The sequence below is a fragment of the Pseudomonas sp. V88_4 genome (assembly GCF_029967985.1).
Lineage (GTDB): Bacteria > Pseudomonadota > Gammaproteobacteria > Pseudomonadales > Pseudomonadaceae > Aquipseudomonas > Aquipseudomonas glycinae.
The window spans coordinates 1-24,127 of record NZ_JASCAF010000030.1; the positions used below are offsets into that span (position 1 = coordinate 1).

16 protein-coding genes and 1 tRNA gene are annotated in these 24,127 nt (G+C 60.2%); 4 read left to right on the forward strand and 13 right to left on the reverse strand.

Features of this window, described 5'->3' with window-relative positions:
* Positions 1-247: 247 nt before the first annotated feature.
* The 3 genes from QLG12_RS09280 (at position 248) to QLG12_RS09290 (ending at position 3,102) form a co-directional block, all read left to right on the forward strand.
* Positions 248-334, forward strand: a tRNA-Leu gene (locus QLG12_RS09280).
* 192 nt (positions 335-526) lie between these two features.
* Positions 527-1,537 carry an extracellular solute-binding protein gene (locus QLG12_RS09285; protein WP_064379104.1) on the forward strand — a complete coding sequence of 337 codons (1,011 nt, stop codon included), beginning with the start codon at positions 527-529 and terminating at the stop codon, positions 1,535-1,537.
* Positions 1,537-3,102 carry an iron ABC transporter permease gene (locus QLG12_RS09290; RefSeq protein ID WP_282474356.1) on the forward strand — a complete coding sequence of 522 codons (1,566 nt, stop codon included), beginning with the start codon at positions 1,537-1,539 and terminating at the stop codon, positions 3,100-3,102. Before QLG12_RS09285 ends, QLG12_RS09290 begins: the two co-directional genes overlap by 1 nt.
* 41 nt (positions 3,103-3,143) lie before the next feature.
* On the opposite strand, the gene QLG12_RS09295 is transcribed toward QLG12_RS09290, so the two are convergent.
* The 12 genes from QLG12_RS09295 to QLG12_RS09350 form a co-directional block, all read right to left on the reverse strand.
* Positions 3,144-5,078 carry a methyl-accepting chemotaxis protein gene (locus QLG12_RS09295; RefSeq protein ID WP_282474357.1) on the reverse strand — a complete coding sequence of 645 codons (1,935 nt, stop codon included), beginning with the start codon at positions 5,076-5,078 and terminating at the stop codon, positions 3,144-3,146.
* Positions 5,079-5,218: 140 nt separating this feature from the next.
* A complete protein-coding gene (locus QLG12_RS09300) occupies positions 5,219-6,508 on the reverse strand; it encodes an adenylosuccinate synthase (protein ID WP_007950715.1) in 1,290 nt (429 codons plus the stop codon).
* Positions 6,509-6,562: 54 nt separating this feature from the next.
* Positions 6,563-7,750, reverse strand: coding sequence for an ATP phosphoribosyltransferase regulatory subunit (locus tag QLG12_RS09305; protein ID WP_011332186.1), 1,188 nt, complete (start codon positions 7,748-7,750; stop codon positions 6,563-6,565).
* 313 nt (positions 7,751-8,063) lie between these two features.
* Positions 8,064-8,933: a protease modulator HflC gene (gene hflC, locus QLG12_RS09310; protein ID WP_085655749.1), complete on the reverse strand. Its 870-nt coding sequence runs from the start codon at positions 8,931-8,933 to the stop codon at positions 8,064-8,066.
* Positions 8,933-10,105 carry an FtsH protease activity modulator HflK gene (gene hflK, locus QLG12_RS09315; RefSeq protein ID WP_064379100.1) on the reverse strand — a complete coding sequence of 391 codons (1,173 nt, stop codon included), beginning with the start codon at positions 10,103-10,105 and terminating at the stop codon, positions 8,933-8,935. Before hflK ends, hflC begins: the two co-directional genes overlap by 1 nt.
* Positions 10,106-10,201: 96 nt before the next feature.
* Positions 10,202-11,503: a ribosome rescue GTPase HflX gene (hflX, locus tag QLG12_RS09320; protein WP_064379099.1), complete on the reverse strand. Its 1,302-nt coding sequence runs from the start codon at positions 11,501-11,503 to the stop codon at positions 10,202-10,204.
* A gap of 12 nt (positions 11,504-11,515) precedes the next feature.
* Positions 11,516-11,776, reverse strand: coding sequence for an RNA chaperone Hfq (gene hfq / locus QLG12_RS09325; protein ID WP_007902656.1), 261 nt, complete (start codon positions 11,774-11,776; stop codon positions 11,516-11,518).
* Between the two features lie 93 nt (positions 11,777-11,869).
* On the reverse strand, positions 11,870-12,841 hold the full coding sequence (gene miaA / locus QLG12_RS09330) for a tRNA (adenosine(37)-N6)-dimethylallyltransferase MiaA (protein WP_197869914.1): 972 nt from the start codon (positions 12,839-12,841) through the stop codon (positions 11,870-11,872).
* A complete protein-coding gene (gene mutL / locus QLG12_RS09335) occupies positions 12,841-14,739 on the reverse strand; it encodes a DNA mismatch repair endonuclease MutL (RefSeq protein WP_197869925.1) in 1,899 nt (632 codons plus the stop codon). Before mutL ends, miaA begins: the two co-directional genes overlap by 1 nt.
* A gap of 5 nt (positions 14,740-14,744) precedes the next feature.
* The gene (locus tag QLG12_RS09340; RefSeq protein WP_064379096.1) at positions 14,745-16,175 is read right to left on the reverse strand and encodes an N-acetylmuramoyl-L-alanine amidase; all 1,431 of its coding nucleotides are present in this window, start codon (positions 16,173-16,175) and stop codon (positions 14,745-14,747) included.
* Complete coding sequence (gene tsaE, locus QLG12_RS09345; protein WP_064379095.1) at positions 16,176-16,646, reverse strand: tRNA (adenosine(37)-N6)-threonylcarbamoyltransferase complex ATPase subunit type 1 TsaE; 471 nt, start codon at positions 16,644-16,646, stop codon at positions 16,176-16,178. It lies immediately after the preceding gene.
* Positions 16,634-18,133 (reverse strand): NAD(P)H-hydrate dehydratase, encoded by a 1,500-nt coding sequence (locus tag QLG12_RS09350; RefSeq protein WP_282474358.1) that lies wholly within the window; start codon positions 18,131-18,133, stop codon positions 16,634-16,636. Before QLG12_RS09350 ends, tsaE begins: the two co-directional genes overlap by 13 nt.
* Positions 18,134-18,196: 63 nt before the next feature.
* On the opposite strand from QLG12_RS09350, the gene queG reads away from it, so the two are divergent.
* The gene (gene queG, locus QLG12_RS09355; protein ID WP_236193142.1) at positions 18,197-19,297 is read left to right on the forward strand and encodes a tRNA epoxyqueuosine(34) reductase QueG; all 1,101 of its coding nucleotides are present in this window, start codon (positions 18,197-18,199) and stop codon (positions 19,295-19,297) included.
* A 49-nt stretch (positions 19,298-19,346) separates the two neighbouring features.
* On the opposite strand, the gene QLG12_RS09360 is transcribed toward queG, so the two are convergent.
* Positions 19,347-24,068 (reverse strand): RHS repeat-associated core domain-containing protein, encoded by a 4,722-nt coding sequence (locus QLG12_RS09360; protein ID WP_282474359.1) that lies wholly within the window; start codon positions 24,066-24,068, stop codon positions 19,347-19,349.
* Positions 24,069-24,127: the final 59 nt, after the last annotated feature.

A 24,127-nucleotide genomic window follows, 5' to 3' on the forward strand; every position in this document is an offset into this window, starting at 1 on the left:
GACACGCCAGCTTCAGGTGCTGGTGACCTTACGGTCGTGGAAGTTCGAGTCTTCTCCTGGGCACCAATTTCGAGTTTGAGACTAGATCAGTTTCAAGACTCACACAAAAACCCGCGAAAGCGGGTTTTTTGCATTCTGCGTCCCGCCTTTTTCTGAAATTGATTTATTAAAATCAAATCAGGGGTTTACAGATCAAAAGGCGCTCCGTATAGTGCGCCACATCAACAGCGGCAACGCTGAAGATGAAGCCCAGATGGTGAAATTGGTAGACACGCCAGCTTCAGGTGCTGGTGACCTTACGGTCGTGGAAGTTCGAGTCTTCTTCTGGGCACCAATTCAAATTCAAGGTCACGATCTTGAATCTCACAAAAACCCGCGAAAGCGGGTTTTTGCGTTTCCGGGGTTTGGAAAAGCTTGAGAGCCGACACCTTGCAAACACTACCTCTCCTCGCAAAGCGCACTTGAGAAACAATATCGTTTATCATTGTTGCAAGTTTTTGCAATGCGACAGTGAGGAACCCTGCGAATGATGTTTCGAAATACCCTGCGCCGCGGCTTGACCTTCACCCTGCTCGGCCTGGCACTCGCCACTCCCCTCACCCAGGCTGCCGACGCGGTTTCCCTGACGCTCTACAACGGTCAACACAAGGAAGTCGGCGACGCGATCGCCAAAGCCTTCGAAGCCAAGACCGGCATTCACGTCAACGTGCGCAAGGGCAGCAGCAATCAGCTGGCCAGCCAGATCATCGAAGAAGGCGACCGCTCCCCCGCCGACGTCATCTACACCGAAGAATCCCCACCGCTGAACAACCTCGGCGAACAAGGTCTGTTGGCCAAGGCTGACGACGCGACCCTGGCCGTTCTGCCGAAAGAATACGTCGCCGGCAACGGCACCTGGATCGGAGTGACCGCCCGGGTTCGCGTGGTGGCCTTCAACCCGAAACTGATCGACGAAAAAGATTTGCCGAAATCGGTGCTGGATTTCGCCGATCCGCAGTGGCAAGGCAAGGTCGGCTTCGTTCCGACCAGCGGCGCATTCCAGGAACAGGCCGTGGCGATCATCAAAAAGCACGGTCGCGAAGCCGCCGAAGAATGGCTGACCGGCCTGCGCGCATTCGGCAAGACCTACAGCAACAATATGGTCGCCCTCAAGGCTGTGGAAAACGGCGAAGTCGCCACGGTGCTGGTAAACAACTATTACTGGTTCGCCCTGCAGCGAGAGAAAGGCAAGCTTGATTCCAAACTGCATTACTTCACCGGCGGCGATGTCGGTGGCCTGATCACCGTGTCCAGCGCAGCCGTGCTGAAGTCCAGCAAACATCCAAAAGAAGCCCAGCAATTTCTTGCCTACATGGCCAGCGAAGAAGGTCAGCGCGTGATCACCCAGACCACCGCCGAGTACCCGCTGCATAAAGGCATGGAATCGGATCGCGGTCTCAAGCCGTTCAGTGAACTGGAAGCACCGGACGTCACGCCGGCCGACCTGGGCAACGCCGAAGAAGCGCTGGAGCTGGAACGCGAAGTTGGCTTGAACTGATGACTGCATCGTTATCCGCCCCCGCTACACGCGGGGGTTATGTGCCACGACGCAAGCGGCCGTCGATCTGGCTGGTGCTGCCGGTGTTGCTGCTGGTGGTCATGAGCCTGTTGCCGCTGGCCTATGTCGGGCTCAAAGCCTGGCAGGCGGGCTGGACTGAAGCGCTGCACTTGCTGTGGCGCCCGTATGTGTTCGGCCTGCTGCGCAACACACTGGCGCTGATGGTTGGCGTGACCGTGACTTGCGGCGTGATCGGCTTGTCGCTTGCCTGGTTGCTTGAGCGCAGCAATCTGCCGGGCCGCCGGCTATGGGGCGTGATTCTTTGCCTGCCGTTCGCAGTGCCGGCATTTGTCAGCAGCTTCACCTGGGTTTCGCTCAGTGCCCAGTTCGAAGGACTCGGCGGGGCGATCCTGGTGATGAGCCTGTCGAAGTACCCGCTGATCTTTCTGCCGGTAGCCGCCACACTGCGCAATCTTGATCCCTCTCTTGAAGAATCGGCACGGACGCTCGGACAGAATCGCTGGGGCGTGTTTTTCCGCGTCACCCTGCCGCTGCTCTGGCCTTCGCTGCTGGCCGGTTCGCTGCTGATTGCGCTGCACATGCTGGTGGAATTCGGCGCACTGTCGATCATTGGCCTGCAAACCTTCACCACCGCCATCTATCAGCAATTCGAACTGGAATTCAGCAATGCCAACGCGGCGATGCTGTCGGCGGTATTGCTGGCGCTGTGCTTGATGCTGTTGTGGCTGGAGCTGCGGGTGCGCGGCAAGGGCCGGCACGTACGCACCGGCCAGGGTGCGGCACGTCGAGCTGAACAAGTGCGACTGGGCCCTTGGGCGATCGCCGGTCAGCTGTATTGCCTGATGCTGGCGATTGTCGGCAGCGGGATTCCACTGGGCATGCTGGCCTACTGGCTCGCCGTGGGGTCGTCAGCGGCCTTCCCGGTGGCGGCAATCACCGAAGCATTGCTGTCGTCGCTGGCACTATCGCTGGGCGGCGCAGGTTTGTGTCTGGTGCTGGCAGTGCCGGTCGGGTTGCTGGTGGTGCGCTACAAAGGCCAACTGGCGATCTGGGCCGAGCGCCTGCCCTATCTGCTGCACGCCCTGCCGGGATTGGTGATCGCGTTGACGTTGGTGTATTTCGCCCTGCATTACTTGCCGGCGCTGTACCAGACCTCCGCGCTGTTGCTGATCGCTTATGCGTTGCTGTTTCTGCCGCTGGCTCAGGCACCGATCCGCACGGCGCTGAACAAGGCGGCGCCGCAACTGGAGGAAGCCGCCCGCACCCTCGGCGCCTCTTCGTTCACGGCGTTCTGCCGGGTTACTCTACCGATCATCTTCCCGGCCCTGGGCGCAGCGTTTGCGCTGGTATTTCTGGATGCCATGAAGGAACTGACGGCGACGTTGCTGCTGAGCCCCACAGGGCTCAACACATTGGCGACGGAAGTCTGGGCACACACCGCGAATGTCGAGTTCGCAGCCGCAGCGCCTTATGCAGCGCTGCTTATTGTGGTGTCAGGTTTGCCGGTGTACCTGCTGACGACCCGAATGTATTTGAGCCGATAAAAAAATCGCAGCCGAGGCTGCGATTTTTTTTGCCCGGACTATCAGGCCCGGAACTGCCCCAGACTGGCCTTGAGCTGCGCCGCCAGACCATCCAGCACCTTGCCGCTGGCCGTGGTCTCGACCACCGCCTGAGCGGCTTTCTCGGCCTGGGCATGAATCGTCTCGACGCGCCCACGTACGGCCTGCGCGCCTTGCGCCTGATGCGCCGCTGCCTGAGTCGCCAGACCAATCGCCGCATGCACCTGCTCGACCGACGCCTGCACCGACTGCTGCAAACGCGCACTGTCACGCAGCACCAGCAAACCTTCGCTGGCCTGACGCCCGGCCTGACCGATCGCCTCGACCGCCTCTCGGGCGCCCTGCTGCAAGGCTACGATGTGCGCCTGAATGTCGCCGGTGGAGCTTTGGGTCTTGCTTGCCAATGCGCGGACTTCATCCGCCACCACCGCAAACCCGCGACCGGTCTCGCCAGCTCGGGCCGCTTCGATGGCCGCGTTGAGCGCCAGCAGGTTGGTCTGTTCGGCGATGCCGTGAATCACGGTCAGCACCACTTCGATCTGCTCGCTCTGCTGCGCCAGCCGCTCGATGACTTTCGCCCCGGTATCGACCTGCCCCGCCAGCGCCTCGATCAGGCTGCCGACCTTGGCCGAGGTGCGAGTGTTCTCGTCGGTGGCCTGACGAATATCCACCACCTGCTTCAACGCGGCCTGCATCGCATGGCTTTCCGATTGCGCTTCATCGGCCATTTGCGACAGCGCCCGCAGACTCTCGGCTACTTCATCGCGCTGCATCCCGGCCGCCGCATCGGCACCGGCGTTGCGCAGGGTCATGGCGCCGATCTCCACACCGGTACGCTGAGCCACATCCCCGGCCTCGCGCACGATCGGCTGCAACTTGTCCACAAAGCGGTTGACCGCCGAAGCCATGTCGCCGATCTCATCCTTGCTGTTGATCTGCACGCGCTTGGTCAGATCGCCCTCGCCTGCTGCCAGATCATCCATGGCGGCGTTGAGCATTTTCAGACGATAGACGACCCGATGACCGAGCACCACGGCCAGCAGCAACAGCACCCCAGCCCCGACCAGCGCCAGGCCCATGCCGATGCGCCAGCGCAGCGTTGCAGCAGCATCCTGCACGGTACTGGTGGTGTTGGCTTTCATCTCGGCAGCCGTGGACTGCGCCGATTGCAGGCGAGCCTGCATGGCGGTGGCACTGTCGGCTGCGGCGCCCTTGAGGCTGTCGCCGACCAGTTGATCGCTGCTGGCAATCAACGCCGAGAAGCGCTGGTCGAGCGCCGCCAGATCGGTTTCAACCGAAGCGGTGGAGACGCCCATCAACACCTTGCCGATCTCCACGCCATTGGGGTTGATCGAGGCTTCCAGGTAGTAGACCGACGGATCGTTCTTCGCCGCATCCAGCACCTTGTCCAGCGCCCGCTCGCCCTGGCCTTTTTCCAAAAGGGCCTTGTTGATCGGGTTTTCGCGGTTGAGGTAGCGAGTCAGATGCTGGCCGGTGGCGTCGTCATACACCACGAACAGCACGTTGGGATTGCGCTGGGCCCGACGGGCGAATTCGGACAGGGTCGGCACGTCGCTGTCCCACATGGCACGAGGCGCCACCGAGGCCAGCAACTGGGCCATGTCATTGGCCGAATCCTTCAGGTCTTTTTCCAGAGTCGCACGCAGTTGCGCCTGCTCTTCCTTCAGACGCGAGGAAAGACCGGCGGTAAGACGCTGACGGGTACTTGAGGAAAGGTTGTCGAGACTCGACGTGACTTCACGCCCGGCCTGCTCCAGCTCACCGGACAACTTCTGGCTGTCGGCGCCCAGGCGAGTGCCGAGATCGGCTTCCAGCGCGGTGACGGTGCTCCGCGTCAGGGCGACGGCCACCAGCACTTGCACCAAAAGGGCGATACCGAGGGTAACGAACACGGGCCGCAACAGACGGCTTTGTAACAGTGAGAGAACGGCTGACACTTTGAATCCCTCTACTTCTGACGCCATTAATTTGATGGCACTCTTGTAGGCAGAATCACAGCAAAGGTCATGCCGTCCAACAGGCATAAACGACAAAGGCCCCGATGAAGGGGCCTTTGTGTTTTTACATCAACGACTTATCAAGCGAACGGATGACGCAGCACGATGGTTTCGTTGCGGTCCGGGCCCGTCGAAATAATGTCGATCGGCGCGCCGATCAACTCTTCAACGCGTTTGATGTAGGCACGAGCGTTGGCCGGCAGCTCTTCCAGAGTCTTGGCGCCGACGGTCGATTCGGTCCAGCCCGGCACTTCTTCGTACACAGGCTGCAGGCCCACGTAGCTGTCAGCGTCAGTCGGGGCAACCGCGTTGCCTTGCGCGTCTTTGTAGCCGGTGCAGATGTTGATGGTTTCCAGGCCGTCGAGTACGTCCAGCTTGGTCAGGCAGATGCCCGAGATGCTGTTCACATCGATAGCGCGACGCAGGATAACGGCGTCGAACCAGCCGCAACGACGGGCACGGCCGGTGGTAGCGCCGAACTCGTGACCTTGCTTGGCCAGGTGCGCACCGACTTCGTCGAACAGCTCGGTCGGGAATGGGCCCGAACCCACGCGAGTGGTGTAAGCCTTGGTGATGCCCAGGATGTAGTCCAGGAACATCGGGCCAACGCCCGAGCCGGTAGCAACGCCACCCGCAGTGGTGTTGGAGCTGGTCACGTACGGGTAGGTGCCGTGGTCGATGTCGAGCAACGAACCCTGGGCACCTTCGAACATGATGTCTTTGCCGGCGCGACGCAGGTCGTGCAGCTCGGCAGTCACGTCCAGCATCAGCGGCTTGAGCAGCTCGGCGTATTCCTTGCACTCGGCCAGAGTCTTTTCGTACTCGATGGCAGGCTCTTTGTAGTAACCGACCAGCATGAAGTTGTGGTAGTCCACCAGTTCACGCAGCTTGTCTTCAAAGCGCGGCATGTTGAGCAGGTCGCCAACACGCAGGCCACGACGTGCAACCTTGTCTTCGTAAGCCGGGCCGATGCCGCGACCGGTCGTACCGATCTTCAGCTCGCCGCGGGCCTTTTCACGGGCCTGGTCCAGCGCCACGTGGAAGGACAGGATCAGCGGGCAGGAAGGGCTGATACGCAGGCGCTCGCGCACCGGTACGCCTTTCTCTTCCAGCTTGGTGATCTCGCGCAGCAGGGCGTCAGGTGCAACCACCACGCCGTTGCCGATCAGGCACTGCACGCCTTCGCGCAGCACGCCCGACGGGATCAGGTGCAAGACGGTTTTTTCACCGTCGATCACCAGAGTGTGACCGGCGTTGTGGCCACCCTGGTAGCGCACTACGGCGGCAGCATGTTCGGTCAGCAGATCAACGATCTTGCCTTTGCCCTCATCACCCCATTGGGTGCCCAGGACTACGACATTCTTACCCATAACACTTGTCCTCATTCGCGCAAACTTGGTGCCGGCATCAGCCGGCAGGAAAACTCAAGAAGCCAGTGGCGATACTTGCCAAAGCCCGTTCTGCTGGATCAATTGCCGGTCGCAGTCCGCATCACGGGCGGCGGCCAAAGGTTGTCCAGGCAACGCCTGAACGACACGCTGACCCTCACTGCGCAACTGGCAAACCTGCTGCCAGAGTGCCGCATCCGTACTGTCAGGCATCCAGATACCGCCAGACGGTAGCTCGATCTCAGCACGCCCCAGGGTCACCAGGGTTTTCAAATCGGTGGAGAAGCCGGTGGCAGGACGGGCGCGACCGAAGTCGGCGCCGATGTCGTCGTAGCGACCGCCCTGGGCGATGGACTGGCCAACACCCGGCACGAACACCGCGAACACCACACCGGTGTGGTAGTGATAACCGCGCAGCTCGCCCAGGTCGAAGTACAGCGGCAGCTCCGGGAAGCGCACCGAAAGACGCTCGGCGATCGCCAGCAGATCTTCCAGCGCCGCCAGTACCGGCGCCGGCGCATTGGCCAGACGCTCGCGGGCAGCGCTCAGTACTTCACGGCCGCCGCACAGGTCGACCAGCGCGCGCAACATGCCGGACAGGTCGGCCGGCAGGCCTTCGGTCAAGGTAATGACCTCGTCGATGGCCTTGCGTTGCAACGCATCGAACAACTGCTGCTCGACTTCACCCGACAGACCGGCCGCCTGGGCCAGACCGCGGTAGATGCCGACATGCCCGAGGTCCATGTGCACGTCCGGCACGTCGGCCAGTTGCAGCATGGCCAGCATCAGGCTGATGACTTCGACGTCGCTGCTCGGGCTGGCATCGCCGTACAACTCGGCGCCCAGCTGGATCGGGCTGCGCGAGGACGACAAGGCACGCGGCTGGGCATGCAGGACGCTGCCGGCGTAGCACAGACGGCTCGGGCCTTCGCGACGCAGGGTGTGCGCATCGATGCGCGCCACTTGCGGCGTGATGTCGGCACGGAAACCCATCTGCCGGCCCGATTGCGGGTCGATGACCTTGAAGGTACGCAGATCCAGATCCTGGCCCGCGCCGGTCAGCAGGGATTCCAGGTACTCGATATGGGGAGTCACGACAAACTCGTAACCCCAGCTCTGGAACAGATCCAACACCTGACGACGCGCGACTTCAATGCGCGCCGCTTCCGGTGGCAGTACTTCTTCGATGCCATCTGGCAGCAGCCAGCGGTCTACCGTTGCCATTACGCCATTCCCCTTAGATCCGGGCGGCCAGCCCGAGGGCGAGCCTTGAGTGAAGCAGAAAATGACCGACCCGTTCAAAACGCACGCGCATGAACGACGCGGCGAAAGGCCTGTTACCGGCTTCGCCCATCACTTTCCTCGAAAAACTGTCGGGCCATTCAACCCGTTCTTCTGCAACAAAAACAGCAATCAAACGTGCAGACGCAAAAAAGCCGGGAATTTCCCGGCTGCCGCATCATACACACGTTTTCCCAAAGGATCACCCCGCCCGAGGCATTAGCCGCCGGGCGGAATGATTCGGGTCAACGTCGTATCAAGGCTTGGCCTTCTCCAGATACTTGAAGAAGTCGCTGCTTGGGTCGAGGACCATGACGTCGGATTTGTTCGCGAAGCTTTCACGGTAGGCACGCAGGCTACGGTAAAACGCGTAGAAGTCCTGATCCTGACCGTAGGCCTTGGAGTAGATCGCAGCGGCCTGGGCGTCGCCATCACCACGAATCTCTTCGGATTCACGATAGGCTTCAGCCAGCAGCACGCGGCGTTGACGATCGGCGTCGGCACGGATGCCCTCGGCCAGCTCGTTACCCTTGGCGCGGTGCTCGCGAGCTTCACGCTCACGCTCGGTGCTCATACGCTCGAACACGCTGCGGTTCACTTCTTTCGGCAGGTCAATGGCCTTGACCCGGACATCGACGACTTCGATACCCAGCTCCTTTTCCGCCATCTTGTTCAGCGACGCGGTGATGTCAGCCATCAGCGCATCGCGCTCACCCGACACAACTTCGTGCAGGGTGCGCTTACCGAACTGGTCACGCAGACCCGATTCCAGACGACGGGACAGACGCTCGTCGGCGATCTGCTTGAGGCCGGACGTTGCGGTGTAGAAGCGCTCGGCATCTTTCACGCGCCACTTGGCGTAGGCATCGACCATCACGGCTTTCTTTTCCAGTGTCAGGAAACGCTGTGTCGGCGCATCCAGCGTCATCAGGCGGGCGTCGAACTTGCGCACCTGGTTGACGTAAGGAACCTTCACATGCAGACCCGGCTGAACGTCAGCCTGAACCACGCGACCGAATTGCAGCAACACCGCGCGCTCGGTCTGAGCGACGATGTAGAAGCAGTTCCAGGCAGCGATCGCCACGACAACGCCGACAATAAGGGCGATCAGCGATTTATTGCTCATCAGCGACTCTCCCTGGTACGCGCCTGCTGTTGCTGCAGATCGGCTGCGGCACGTGCATTGGCTTCATTGCTGGTGGCTGCCGCACTGTTCACCGGAGCGCTGGTGTTGCGACCACTTTCGACCATCTTGTCCAGCGGCAGGTACAGCAGGTTGCTCTGGCCGTTCTTGTTGCCGGTCACGAGTACCTTGCTGGTATTGCTGAAGACTTCCTGCATGGTGTCCAGGTACAGACGCTCACGGGTGACTTCCGGCGCCTTGCGATACTCGGCGACCAGCTTGGTGAAACGATCTGCCTCACCCTTGGCGCGCGAGACCGTTTCGTCACGGTAGCCGTTGGCATCTTCAAGGATCCGCTGGGCCTGACCACGGGCTTCCGGCACCACGCCATTGGCGTAGGTTTCAGCCTGGTTGCGCGAACGCTGCTCGTCCTCTCGGGCGCGGATCACGTCATCGAAGGCTTCCTGAACTTCACGCGGTGCCGCTGCGCTCTGTACGTTGACCTGGGTGACGGTGATACCGGTGCGATAGGTATCGAGGAACCGTTGCAGACGCTCCTTGATTTCGCTGGCCATCAGCTCACGACCTTCGGTCAGCACCTGGTCCATCGCGGTTGAACCCACCACATGGCGCAGTGCACTGTCGGTCGCATGTTGCAGGCTGATTTCCGGCTGGTCGACGTTCAGCACGAAGTCCTGCAGGTTGCTGATCTTGTACTGCACGGTCAGCGGCACTTCGACGATGTTCTCGTCTTCGGTCAGCATCTGGCCCTGCTTGGTGTAGGCACGCTCACGCGTGACGTTCTCCATGTACTTCTTGTCGATCGGCGGGAAGTAGATGTTCAGGCCGGGACCGACAGTCTCGTAGTACTTGCCGAAGCGCAGCACCACGGCTTGCTCCTGCTCGTCCACGACGTACACCGCGCTGTACAGCCAGACGGCCGCCAGCACGACCAGGCCGATGCCGAGGAGGCCGCCAAAGCCACCACTCTTGCCCGAGCCACCACCGTCATCACCGCGTTTTTTTCCACCACCGAACAACCCGTTCAGGCTTTCCTGCAGCTTTCGGAAGGCCTCGTCGAGATCCGGCGGTCCCTTGCGGTCGCCGTTGTTGCGACGCTTGCCACCCCAAGGATCCTGATTGTTCGAGTTGCCACCCGGCTCATTCCAAGCCATAGCGCTCTCCATCTGATAAAGCAAAGACGCACCCACGGCGCGCCGACCAATGCTACAGAATGCCTGCCGTTGCGGCACAACCGCTTTGTCAGGCTTTTATTGCAAAGTGTGTTGCTCGATGAACTCCGTCGGCACAACGCCCTCACGACTGACCAGCCGATTGAGCTCCGAGCGTGGCAATCGAATGGCCAGCAAGCTGACCCCTTCTTCGTCGTATTCTTCTTTCTGTACCGCGCCCAGCTCGAAGAACTGTGCACGCAGACGCGCAAACCGCTGGGGCAAACGCAAGGTTCCGACAAACAAATCACTGCCCAGCAATTCGGCAATGGCTTGCTCAAGCAATTCCAGACCGGTGCCATCACGGGCTGACAACCAGACCCGTTGGGGCTTGCCGTTTTCATCGCGCTGGATTTGTGGCTCAACGCCTTCAAGCAAATCGAGTTTGTTATAGACCTCGAGGATCGGCAAGTCCTGGGCACCGATCTCGCCCAGCACCACCATCACCTGCTCAATCTGCAACATGCGATCCGGTTCCGCCGCATCAATCACGTGCAACAGCAGGTCGGAGTTGCTCGACTCTTCGAGCGTAGACCGAAATGCCTCGACCAGTTTGTGCGGCAAGTGGCGAATGAAACCCACGGTGTCGGCCAGGACAATCGGCCCCAGGTCGTCCAGTTCCAGACGGCGCAAGGTCGGGTCCAGCGTGGCGAACAACTGGTCAGCCGCGTACACCTCGGACTTCGTCACATTATTGAACAGCGTGGATTTACCGGCGTTGGTATATCCCACCAGAGAAACGGTAGGGATATCCGCACGCGAGCGGCCGCGACGCGACTGTTCGCGCTGGCTGCGCACTTTTTCCAGCCGGCCCTTGATCTGGCGCAGGCGAACCCGCAACAGTCTTCGGTCGGTTTCGAGCTGGGTTTCACCCGGGCCGCGCATGCCGATACCGCCACCCTGACGCTCAAGGTGAGTCCAGCCGCGAACCAGCCGGGTGCTCATGTGGTCAAGCTGAGCCAGTTCTACCTGGAGCTTGCCCTCATGGGTACGGGCGCGTTGGGCGAAAATATCGAGAATCAGACCGGTACGGTCGATCACGCGACACTCGAAAACACGTTCGAGGTTACGTTCCTGACTGGGCGTAAGGGTGTGATTGAAGATCACCAGATCGGCTTCTTCGGCGTGGACCAGGTCGCGCAGTTCCTCGACCTTGCCGCTGCCAATCAAGTATTTGGCGGTTGGCCGATGACGCGGCACGTTAAAAAACGCAACGGTCTCGGCGCCTGCCGAATTTGCCAGTTCCTGAAACTCCTGCGGATCTTCGCGCGCCTCAGGGTCCTGTCCATCCAAGTGAACGAGAATGACCCGTTCACCACCACCGTGGCGCTCAAAGAACAAAGGAGACTCCTATCAGGCGTTACCTGGCTCAGCGTCACCTGCTTCGGATTCGGTTGCGCTTGGCAGACGAATTGGACGAACCGGCACGACTGTAGAGATAGCGTGTTTGTAAACCATCTGGCTGACGGTGTTCTTCAGCAGGATAACGAACTGGTCGAACGACTCGATCGTGCCTTGCAATTTGATCCCGTTCACCAGGTAGATGGAAACCCCCACTTTCTCTTTACGTAAAGTATTCAAGTAAGGGTCTTGTAGCGAATGCCCTTTTGACATGTGCCGCACTCCTTTAAGGATTCAATATAAAAAATAGGTAAACAGATGGCTTTTGCCGCCACACCCCCAAGGATAGACGGCAATTGCAAGGACTCAGCTCAATATGGAGATCGTCCCAAGGTATTTCAAGGCGCGTGGCAGATTGTCGCAATCCAGACTGTCGAGCCAGTGTAAATCTTTCCAGCTGCGCAGCCAGGTGAACTGGCGTTTGGCCAATTGGCGCGTGGCGATGATGCCCCGCTCCTGCATCTCGGCCGACGTCAGCTTGCCATCCAGGTAGTCCCAGACCTGGCGGTAGCCTACCGCACGTATAGACGGCAACCCGGCATGCAGGTCACTTCTATTACGCAGGGCTACGACCTCGTCGATGAATCCCTGTTCCAGCATATTTGTGAATCTTTGTTTAATGCGCTCGTGCAATACCTGCCGACTAGTTGGAGCAATCGCCAGGTTCGCGACAGTATAGGGCAATTGTTGCAGTCCCGATGCGGCCGCTTCGGTACTTTGTACAGATTGTTTCAGCCGCAGTTCAGTCATGCTCTGACCGCTGACCCGGTAAACTTCCAGCGCACGACTCAGTCGTTGCGGATCGTTCGGATGGATGCGCGCCGCCGACTCCGGATCGATGACCGCCAGTTGATCGTGCAGGGCTTGCCAGCCAAGGCGTGCAGCCTCTTCTTCGATCTGCGCGCGAACGTCGGGATCGGCCGCCGGCATGTCCGCCAGACCGTCGATCAAAGCCTTGTAGTAAAGCATCGTGCCGCCCACCAGCAGCGGAATTTTTCCGCGTGCGGTGATCTCGGCCATGGCCTCCAGCGCATCGCGGCGGAAATCCGCTGCCGAATAGGCTTCGGCCGGGTCGAGAATGTCGATCAAGCGGTGGGGAAATTCGGCCAGCAGCTCCTTGGACGGCTTGGCAGTGCCGATGTCCATGCCGCGATAGACCAGCGCCGAATCGACGCTGATCAGCTCGCACGGCAGCACCTTGGTCAGCTCGATGGCCAGGTCGGTCTTGCCCGCAGCGGTCGGGCCCATCAGGAAAATCGCTGGAGGAAGCTGGCTCATCAACGACCGCGCAGGAACAGTTTGTCCAGATCGTCCAGGCCCAACTGGGTCCAGGTCGGTCGGCCATGGTTGCATTGACCGCTGCGCTCGGTGTTTTCCATGTCGCGCAGCAGGCCGTTCATTTCCGGCAGGGCCAGGCGCCGGTTGGCGCGGATTGCGCCGTGGCAAGCCATGGTGCCGAGCAATTCATTCAGGTGCGCCTGGATCCGGTCGCTAGTGCCATATTCCATCAAGTCCGACAGCACATCGCCCACCAGTCGGTTGGCTTCGGCCTGTTTGAGCAGGGCCGGGATTTGTCGGATGGCCAGGGTTTCCGGTCCAAGGCGCTGCAATTCGAAACCAAGGCGCTGGAACCACGCCGCATGCTCTTCGGCGCAATCGGCCTCGCGCTGACTGACCGCCAGCGATTCCGGCACCAGCAGCGGCTGGCCACTCAGGCCTTCGCTGGCCATGGCAATTTTCAGGCGCTCATACATGATCCGCTCGTGAGCGGCGTGCATGTCCACCAAAACCAGGCCCTGGGCGTTCTCGGACAGAATATAGATGCCCTTGAGCTGCGCCAGCGCATAGCCAAGCGGCGGAATGTCTTCCTGACCGGCCGGCAGCGCATTGGCATTCGCTTCAGGCAGCGGCGCGAAAAACTCGCGGTACGCAGCCTGAGCCTCGGCAACCGGCACGGTCGATTGCGGGCGCGGCGTGTATTGATACTGATAAGCGCCGCCAGCGCTGGCGCCCGACGCTGTATTGAACGCCGGTTGCGCCTGCGGCTGCTCAAGCAACGCGTTGGCGGCCAGACGCATTTCGCCCTGCGGCCCGAACTCACCGGCTTCAAGGCCGGTTGGCCTGACGATCGCGGTGGTGACCGAACCGGCAAGCTGATCTTCCGGTCGCACATCGCCGAGGGCACGGTGCAAGGTGCCATAAAGGAAATCATGCACCATGCGCCCGTCACGGAAGCGCACTTCGTGTTTGGTCGGGTGCACGTTGACGTCGACCGCTGCCGGATCAACCTCGAAAAACAGCGCAAACGTGGGGTGCCGGCCGTTGAACAGCACATCTCGATAAGCCTGACGCACCGCGTGGGCCACCAGTTTGTCGCGCACCGCACGGCCGTTGACGAAGAAATACTGCAAGTCCGCCTGACTGCGATTGAAGGTCGGCAGACCGACCCAGCCCCACAAATGCAGGCCATTGCGCTCGATTTCGATCGGCAACGCCTGCTCAAGAAAGCCCGAACCGCAGATCGCCGCCACACGCCGGGCGCGGGCCGCGTCATCGTGGGCTTCGTGCAGGCTGAGGATAGTCTTGCCGTTGTGGCGCAGATGAAAGGCCACGTCAAAACGCGCCAGCGCCAGACGTTTGATCACTTCCTGCAGGTGATCGAATTCGGTTTTTTCGGTCTTGAGGAATTTGCGTCGCGCCGGGGTGTTGAAGAACAGGTCACGGACTTCCACCGAGGTGCCGACCGGGTGCGCCGCTGGCTGCACGCGGGGCGCCATGTCGCGGCCTTCGGTTTCGACCTGCCAGGCCTGGTCGGCATCGCGGGTGCGCGAGGTCAGGGTCAGGCGCGCCACGGAGCTGATCGACGCCAGGGCCTCGCCGCGGAAGCCCAGACTCATCACCTGTTCAAGGTCTTCCAGGTTACGGATCTTGCTGGTGGCGTGACGGGCCAGGGCCAGCGGCAAGTCATCGGCGGAAATACCGCTGCCGTCGTCGCGCACTCGCAGCAGTTTGACGCCGCCCTGCTCGACATCGACATCGATACGCCTGGCGCCGGAGTCGAGGCTGTTTTCCAGCAGCTCCTTGATCACCGAGGCCGGGCGTTCGACCACCTCACCGGCGGCGATCTGGTTCGCCAGCCGCGGGCTGAGCAGTTCGATGCGGGCAGCGTTCAACACCTGGTTCATTCTTTGGACGCCAGTTCGGTGCCGGGAATGGTCAGGTGCTGACCGACTTTCAGATCATCGCTTTTCAGATTGTTGGCGCTGCGCAGCGTGGCCGGCGAAATCTGGTAACGCACGGCAATCATTGCCACGGTCTCACCCGGACCTACCCGGTGATCGCGCGGACCTTGAGCGATCTTGCCCGAATCACGCAGCCAGGCGATGTAGGTACCCGGTGGCGGATTCTGCTGGAAGAACTGGCGCACGCCGCTGCTGATCGAGCGCGCCAGCGCCTGCTGGTGGCTGGCTGCCGAGAGTTTCGACGCTTCGTTGGCATTGGAGATGAAGCCGGTTTCCACCAGGATCGACGGAATGTCCGGCGACTTCAGCACCATAAACCCGGCCTGCTCCACACGTTGCTTGTGCAGCGGCGTGACCCGGCCGATGTTGGTCAGGACTTTCTGGCCCACGTTGAGGCTGGAGGTCAGCGAGGCGGTCATCGACAGGTCGAGCAGAACGCCGGCCAGCATCCGGTCCTTGTCATCGAGACTGACGTTGCCGGCACCGCCGATCAGGTCGGAACGGTTTTCGCTGTCGGCCAGCCAACGGGCGGTTTCCGAAGTGGCACCACGGTCAGACAGGGCGAACACCGACGCACCGAACGCAGCGGCAGACGGCGCGGCGTCGGCGTGGATCGAGACGAACAGGTCGGCGCCCTTCTTGCGAGCAATCTCGGTACGGCCGCGCAGCGGGATGAAATAGTCACCGGTACGGGTCAGTTCGGCGCGGAAGCCTTTCATGCCGTTGACCTGACGCTGCAATTCGCGGGCGATCTGCAGTACCACGTCTTTCTCACGCTGACCGCGAGAACCGGACGCACCCGGGTCTTCACCACCGTGACCGGCATCGATCACCACAATGATGTCGCGCTTGCCGGCCGGGGCCGGTGGCAGCTTGATCGCAGGCTCGGCGGGCGTGACCGGAACCGCGGGAACGGTGGCAACTGATGGTGTCGGCGCAGGCGGCGGAGCGGCATCGGCCGGGTTGTCGAACAGGTCGACCACCAGACGGTTGCCGTACTGCGCATTCGGCGCCAGCGAGAAGCTTTTCGGGGTGACCGCCTTTTTCAGGTCGATGACCACCCGCAGGTCAGTCGGCGTGCGCTGGGCCGAGCGCATGGCGGTAATCGGCGTGTTGGCGGTCTGCACATTCAGCGGCGCGCCGAGGGTGGCGCCGTTGATGTCGATGACCAGACGATCCGGCGCGGTCAGCGTAAAGACGCTGTGCTGCACCGGGCCTGTCAGGTCGAACACCAGTCGCGTGTTGTCCGGCGCCCGCCACAGGCGCACGCTGTTGACCTTCGTGTCGGCCACAGCGTTGACGGTTACTGCCATCAACATCAGTCCAGCGGCAGCCATCAACGCGCGAAAGCGCATACCTAACCCCATCATTCAATTGGTTTCCAATGCCAAAGCGGCACACCAGGCCTCGCCGCGCGAGCCCTGGGATAAAATGGTCAGCGAACGTCCGCTGTCTTGCGGGCTAATGGTAATGGTCAGGTCAGGCTTTGGCAAAAAGCCTGCACCTTTATCGGGCCACTCGATCAGACACAGAGCATCGTCGTCGAAATAGTCGCGAATCCCGAGAAACTCCAGCTCCTCCGGATCGACCAGGCGATACAGGTCGAAGTGAAACGCGCGGACGTCACCGATCTCGTAGGGCTCGACCAGGGTGAAGGTCGGACTTTTCACCGCCCCCACATGCCCCAGACCGCGAATGATGCCCCGCGACAGCGTGGTTTTGCCCATCCCGAGGTTGCCTTCGAGAAAGATCAGGCCATGGCCCTGCGTGATGCGGGCGATGCGTGCGCCAAAGTCGCTCATGGCCTGTTCATCAGCCAGGTACAGGGTTACTTCAGACACGGTGCATGCTCCTCCAACAACTGACGAATGGCTGGAATCAGATCACTGGCCGCCAGCCCACGGCCGAATTTACCTTGTTGCAGACCGGCGTTGGCGTGCAGCCAGACCGCCAGGCATGCGGCATCGAAACCGTCCATGCCCTGGGCCAGCAGCGCGCCGATCAGGCCCGCAAGCACATCGCCGAGCCCGGCAGTGGCCATGGCCGGATGGCCTTGATGACACAACGCCAGACGGCCATCGGGATGAGCGATCAGACTGCCCGCGCCCTTGAGAACCACCACCGCTGTATATTTTTTGCTCAACGCCAGCGCCGCCGCCGGACGATCAGCCTGCACTTCGGCGGTACTGATCCCCAATAAACGCGCAGCTTCCCCCGGATGCGGCGTGATCACGCAATCCTTGGGCAAACTGACAAAATCGCGGGCCAGCAGGTTCAGTGCATCCGCGTCCCACACCTGCGGCAGCGTTGCATTGGCGGCAGCCGACAACAGCGCCCGCCCCCAACTGGCCTGCCCCAACCCCGGCCCGACCACCAGCACCGGCACCTTTTCCAGCAGCTCCATCAACTGATTGGCTGAAGAAGCGCCCAGCGCCAAGGCCTCCGGTACCCGACTCAAAGCCGCCGGCACATGTTCCGGGCGGGTCGCGACCGAGACCATCCCTGCCCCGCTGCGCAAGGCGCTTTCGGTGCTGAGCAGGATTGCCCCGCCAAAACCGTGATCGCCACCGATCAGCAGCACATGGCCGAATCGCCCCTTGTGGGCAGCCGGCGTGCGAGCAGCCAGACGCGGAAGGTTAGCCACGTCAAGCCGGCGAGCGGCGACAGGAATGTCACTCACGGTTTCGGCCGAGGCCTGCAGATCGTTGAACAGCAGTTCGCCGACGTGATCGGCCGCCGCGCCCGTGAACAGCCCGAGTTTCAGGCCGATGAACGTCACGGTGAGGTCGGCGTGCACTGCCCCACCCAGCGCATGGCCGGTATCGGCGCACAACCCGGATGGGATATCGACTGCCGCCACCGGCAGCCCGCTGGCATTGATCGCCGCAATCGCAGCGGCATAGGGCTCACGCACCTCACCACTCAGGCCGGTGCCGAGCAAGGCGTCGACGACAGTACCGCGCAACTCGCAGGACGGATCCCAGGCACAGATCGAGATGCCATCCGCCACGGCTTCGGCGTGCGCCACGGCGGCATCACCCTTCAAGCGCTGCGGCGCGCCGACAGCCAATACCCGCACCGACCAACCCGCCCGGTGAGCCAGCGCTGCCACCAGATAACCATCGCCGGCGTTGTTGCCATGTCCGGCCAACACCGTCAATTCATTCCCGGACGGCCATTGGCGCACCAGTGCGCGCCACGTAGCGTGGGCGGCGCGTTGCATCAATTCGAAGCCCGGCGTGCCGGCAGCGATCAGCCGTTCATCGAGTTCGCGCACTTGTGCGGCACGGTACAGCGCGTCGGGTAATTGATCTTTAGTGTGCGGCATGCGTCTTCGGGCTCCGATGTCTGGCAGAATTATACGCACCTCAGCTCCGGTTTCTCTCGCCTCATGTCCGCCATCACCACAGATCTGCCTGCCCTCGCCCAATCCATCAAGGACTGGGGTCGTGAGCTGGGCTTCCAGCAAGTCGGCATCAGCGGTCTGGATCTGGCCGAGCATGAACAGCACCTGCAACGCTGGCTCGAGGCCGGCTACCACGGCGAAATGGATTACATGGGCGCCCACGGCAGCAAACGCTCGCACCCCGAAGAGCTGGTGCCGGGCACCCTGCGCGTGGTGTCGCTGCGCATGGACTACCTGCCGGGTGACACGCAAATGGCGCAATTGTTGGCCAATCCGGAAAAAGCCTACATCTCGCGATATGCCTTGGGCCGCGATTATCACAAGTTGATCCGTAAACGCGTTCAACAACTGGCGGACAAAATTCAATCCGCAATCGGCCCGTTCGGCTTCCGCGCCTTCGTCGACAGCGCCCCGGTGCTGGAAAAAGCCATCGCCGAACAGGCCGGACTGGGCTGGATCGGCAAAAACACGTTGGTACTGAACCGCAAGGCCGGCAGTTACTTCTTTCTCAGCGAACTGTTCGTCGACCTCCCGCTTCCAGTGGACACCCCCCACAGCACCGAACACTGCGGACGCTGCACCGCCTGCCTCGACATCTGCCCGACCAACGCCTTCGTCGGCCCGTATGTGCTGGATGCGCGACGCTGCATTTCCTACCTCACCATCGAGCTGAAAAGCGCCATTCCCGAAGACTTGCGGCCACTGATCGGCAACCGCGTGTTCGGTTGTGACGACTGCCAGATCTGCTGCCCGTGGAACCGCTTCGCCCGTCCGTCCGGTGAAAGCGACTTCAAGCCACGGCACAACCTGGACAATGCCGAACTGGCCGAGCTGTTTTTGTGGGATGAAGACAAGTTCCTGAGCAGCACTGAAGGCTCGCCACTGCGCCGGGCGGGTTACGAACGCTGGCTGCGCAATCTGGCAGTGGGGCTGGGGAATGCGCCTTCAACGATTCCGGTGCTGGAAGCGTTGAAGGCGCGACGGGATTATCCGTCCGAGCTGGTGAGAGAGCATGTGCAGTGGGCACTGGAACAGCACGCCGGATCTGCGCAGGCAGAACCGGCAGACAATGTGCTCAAATCGTAGTCGAGTGCTGTTGGCGCATGCCGGTACTGCCCGGTCTGATCATTGATGCCTATTTTTTTTCGTTATAGTGGCCACCCATCTGCTTGATGATGACGATCCGGTCTTTGGTGTTCTCCGTCAGATAAATGCGGTCTCCCTTCGACAAGTAAAGATGCATTGGTTTTGATGTTGTGCTGGACGGACCATACATTGGCGTATATTCGGCGTGAATGAGTCTGGCGGCAGAGGTCGGGGAGTTACCCGCTTCAATATGTTTCATGAACTCTTCTGCCCTGTCCTCCGAGGCCTTGCGCGCCTCTATCCTGAGAAAATTCAACTTGTCTTTGGGCCTGACCAGCGTCCATTGCTTTTCGACCTGTTCCTCAACCGGCGCATTGGCTTTCCTGGCTGCGGCCTTCGCGCCTTTGCCCTTGGCAAGCACCTTGCCCATTTTCATCGTCCCCTTTGAACTGAGTCCCTGCTCAAAGGCCGAAGCCAGCTTTCTGCCGGCATTGACACCCGCTTTGGCGCCAGCCGCCAGACCGGCACCGAGCGAAGCCAGTCCAAGGCCGACACTGATCCAGCCCAATACCTCTCCCAATTGAGAGTCCGGTGCATAATTATCGAGCACTTCACTGGCGATACCCGTCAAACCTGAAGCGATAGTCAGTCCCAGCGCCGCCAGCGCCCACGGCGTGGCAGCGCCCATCGTCAGCACGCTGGCAACAATCCCGAGCACACCCATTCCGATGCCCAGAATCGATTGCCAGGATATATGCCCTGTCGGGTCGACACGATTGACGGGATCGCCCAGGCAATAAGCGTAGGCATTCAATCCCCCCCCGCCAAACGGACTCATGCTGTCGGGGCCGAGAAAACGCATCAGCGTCGGGCTGTAGGCTCTGTAACCATTGCCCAGCAGGTATAGGCCGGTTGCCCGATCAAGCTGCTCACCATTGAACCCCGCCAGACTGAACACCCCGCCTTCGGCAGGACGGTGCCCGTACGGGCTGTAAACACGGTCAGTCAGATTTTTTTCACCCAGCTCAGCCAGCACACTGTGCTGCTGATCGGTGCCGAACAATTGTGTGCCACTGCCCGGTCCGAGTTGCTGCTGCCCCACCAGTAGTCCACCGTGACGCACGATACTGGATGAACTTTTACCACTGACTTCATGGATGACACGCCCTTCGTGGTAATAACGCTGGGTAGGTGCATTTTCCGGTTGCGACAGTTCAACCAGATGATCGAAACCGTCGTAATGGTAATTGCGAATGACCGAGCCTCCTGCACCGGTCAATTGCTCAAGACGCCCGAATGCGTCATAGGCCAGGACTCGCGCCTGGTCATCTTTGATCATCCTGCCGTTGGCGTCGTATTCCAGGGTGACTGCCGGTGGATAGTCGACGTGTGAATGCCTGACTGCACTGAGTTGCACAGGGTCCGGATTGTCGTAACTGAAGGTGGTCAGATTCACACCCAGCGGGAACCGCGTCTGCACGCTCAGAAGGTTATCCAGCGCATCGAACGTGAATGTCTGCTGAACAATCTCCTTGCCATAAGGATCCCGGGGTTTTTGGGTACCCGCACAGTCGAACTGGATCAGCCGGCCACGCACATCGTAGGCAAATCGTTCATCGCGCAGTATTTGCGTACCGCGCATGGACACTTTCTGCGCCAGTTTGCCGGCGAGCGTATAAGCCGACACCAGCGTCTGGTCGGGCTGGCCCTTGATCTCGAAAGTACGGCAAGTCTCACGACCGATATCATCATAGGCAAACCGAGTGATCATTCTTCGCTTGATCGAAGTGTCTTCGGTCTTCGTCCACTCCAGCATCCCGGTCAGTGTGCTGTAGTGGAATTCGGTTTTCAGCGTCCCTTGCACAGTCGCCAACAAGCGGCCGTGCTCATCGTATTCGCAAATATGCTCGCCGCCGAGAACATCGACATAAGTGAGCGGTCGCCCCTCGAGGGAATAAGTAAAGGAGGTTGCCTTGCTGATATCACCGAAGGTCGTCGTTTCGGACTTGATGCGCCCGGAAGGATAATAGGCAAAACGATGTTCTCGGTCGTTTTCGGTGCAGGTCAACGGCTGACCACTGACGGGGTCGTACGTCATGGTCGTGAGCAGAGCCCCCGCCTTGCGCTCGGTCAGTAAACCGCCCAGGTCTCGCAAATAAGTGAATTCGGTCTTCTTGCCCTCAGCGCTCCTGTACCACTGAGGCTGACTGAAACCCGCTTCGTAACCAGTCTGCGACTGGCGCCCACCCACCGTACTTTCCGTCAGGCGATTCAAACCGTCATAGATCTGCCGACCCAATACCTTGCCATCGACCTGAATCCCGACCGGCAGCGCTTCGTCCGTGTGATCCGCGTATTCAGTGACTACCTCACTGGCGTCAGGCATGACACTGCGGATCATGCGATCAAAGACGTCGTATTCATATCGAGTGGTATTGCCAACCGGATCGGTCTGGCTGGCCGTGCGCCCGAACCCGTCATAGGTATAAGTGGTTTTACCCAGACTCTCGCGCCTCAGATTGAAGCTCTCGACGCTCAGCGGTTTACCAAACTCGTTGACGAACGTGACGGTCTTGCCCATCCCCTGAAGCCAATTCGTTTGCCGGCGAGCGACCGGATCGACCTCGTTGTATTCGATACGCCCATCGGCATGGAAGGTCTTGCTGAGCTGGCCCCAGTGATCGAATTCGTAGGCGGTCGCGACGGGATAAGGCTTGCCATCACGCCAATCGGTCAGCGTGACTTTCACTTTGTGACCCGCCGAATCATGAATCGCGGAATAAAGAGTGCGACTGTGAATGAGTCCGTCCTTGTCCGGATGGTCACAGTCCTTTTCCTCAACGGTGATAACCCTTTCCAGGCCGTCATACGTCGCGCGCTGCTCACCACCGGCTGGATCGGTGGTCACTATCGTAGCGGGCTGCTGCTTACTGGCGGGCAAATAGGCCCATCGGGTCAAGGCAGCGTAGGGGGTACCCCGAGCAAGCGTTTTGGACACTGCCCGGCCGATCGCGTCGTATTCATATTCGATGCGTTCACCATCGACACCGATGCTCGCGACCTGTAATCCACTCAACGTCGAGAGCACCTTCTCACTGGTCTGCAGCGAGCCATCAAATCCGCGAGTACTGGACTTTACCTCCAGCCTGGTGCCCTTGAGCTCATAGGAGAACTCGGTACGGTTTTTTTTATCTGCCAGAGTGATGCTTTGCTCTTTCATGGCCCCGTGCTTGAGCGGATCCTCTGGCGTATTCAGGTAACGCTTTTCGGTCTTCGATCGCAGGATTCCGACCCCTTCCACAAGCTCGAAAAAACGTTCCTCAACCGGCAGGACGAAGGCCAGCTCCGCACCGCTCAGCGCGGGATGCAGAACATAGTCATAGTACGTAACCGTCGAGTTTGCGCCCCCCGGTGCCGGAATGACTGTCCTTTTTTTCTGAAACCTGGCGAAACCCAGCGGATCCTCCGGACAGTTGTCCCCACCACTTGCCGGATAAAATTCCGACACTGTGGTCACTCCATTCGGCTCGACAATCTTCAGCAAGTTGCCTTCACCATCGAACTCGGTGACGGTGACTTCCTCACGCTTTTGCTGGGTGCGCCGGTCGAGATAAGTCACCTTCTGAACTTTTGGCATGCGGAACTGGGCAGGCTGCTCATTGAATGGCTTGGTGACGCAACAGTGATACTCGATAGTCGTTGAGGTCTGGGCATCGCCACTTGTCGTGACCTCCGTGATCAACAAATGGAATTTGTTGTAAGTGCGGCGGATGCGAGTGTGCACCTTACCGTTGACCACCATTAGCTCGTCCGAGGAATAGACATAGTTGGCGGGAGCCAGGTAGAGAGGATCTCCGTCATTGCTTCTGGTCGGGACGAGACCCTGCCCGAGAAAGTTATGGTCTGAGTACGAGTAGGCCTTGCATATCCGGGGTTGATCGCGCCCGGGATAAATCTCGTGAGCGATGACAAATGGCAGTGTCTGTTCGACGCCACTCACGAAACGGTGACCTTGTCGTTTGTAGCGAATGATTTCTACACCGCGCAACGGGTTGACGACGCGCCGCAAATAGATGGCCTGATCAATGACTTCATATTCCAGCTCCCAGCCTTTGCCGACCGGTAGCTCGATTGCCGTAACCTGACTATTTTTCAGGATCAATGCGTAATCGGAACGGGACAAAGTATCGGGATGCCGGGTCAGTATGACCTGACCGGCATTGCGTGTGATTTTCAGCAGGCATCGCTTGGCGTCGCTGACTTCAGCCAACATGGGAAACTGATTGAACAACACATGCTTCAGCGTGATGCTCACACCATTATGGGCAATGATTTTTTCCACTACCGCGACTTGAGTGCCAGCCTGAACCTTTAGCAGCTCACGCCGACCATCCTTGTAGCGAATTTCGTAGCGCCCCGTCCCGATCTCCAGCACCTTGGCGGTTTGCAGCTTCATTTCCTTGAACTTCAAGCCGCTGGAGGTCTCCACAGCCTGATAGCGTTCACCGTTGGCCAGCGTCATGACTTTGCTGCGCAAGTCGTAATGCGTCATGGTCAAAGACCAGCCTACGCCGAAACCGGTATCCATCTGATTGAGCGGATTGAAGCCCAAAGAAAGTGCAAGCTCAGGGCCATTGAGGTCCGCTGAGTGCAACTTGCCCAGGGAAAGCGCACACGTATACATGCCGGTGCGAGGATCAACGCCTCCGGAAACAAACTCACTAAAGTTGAAAGCGTTTGAATGTGCTTTGGAAGAAAAATTACTTTCCATGGAAAAAACGTCCTTTATTTTCAGGTTCAGCGATCGGCGATATCAAGTGACCAGCAACA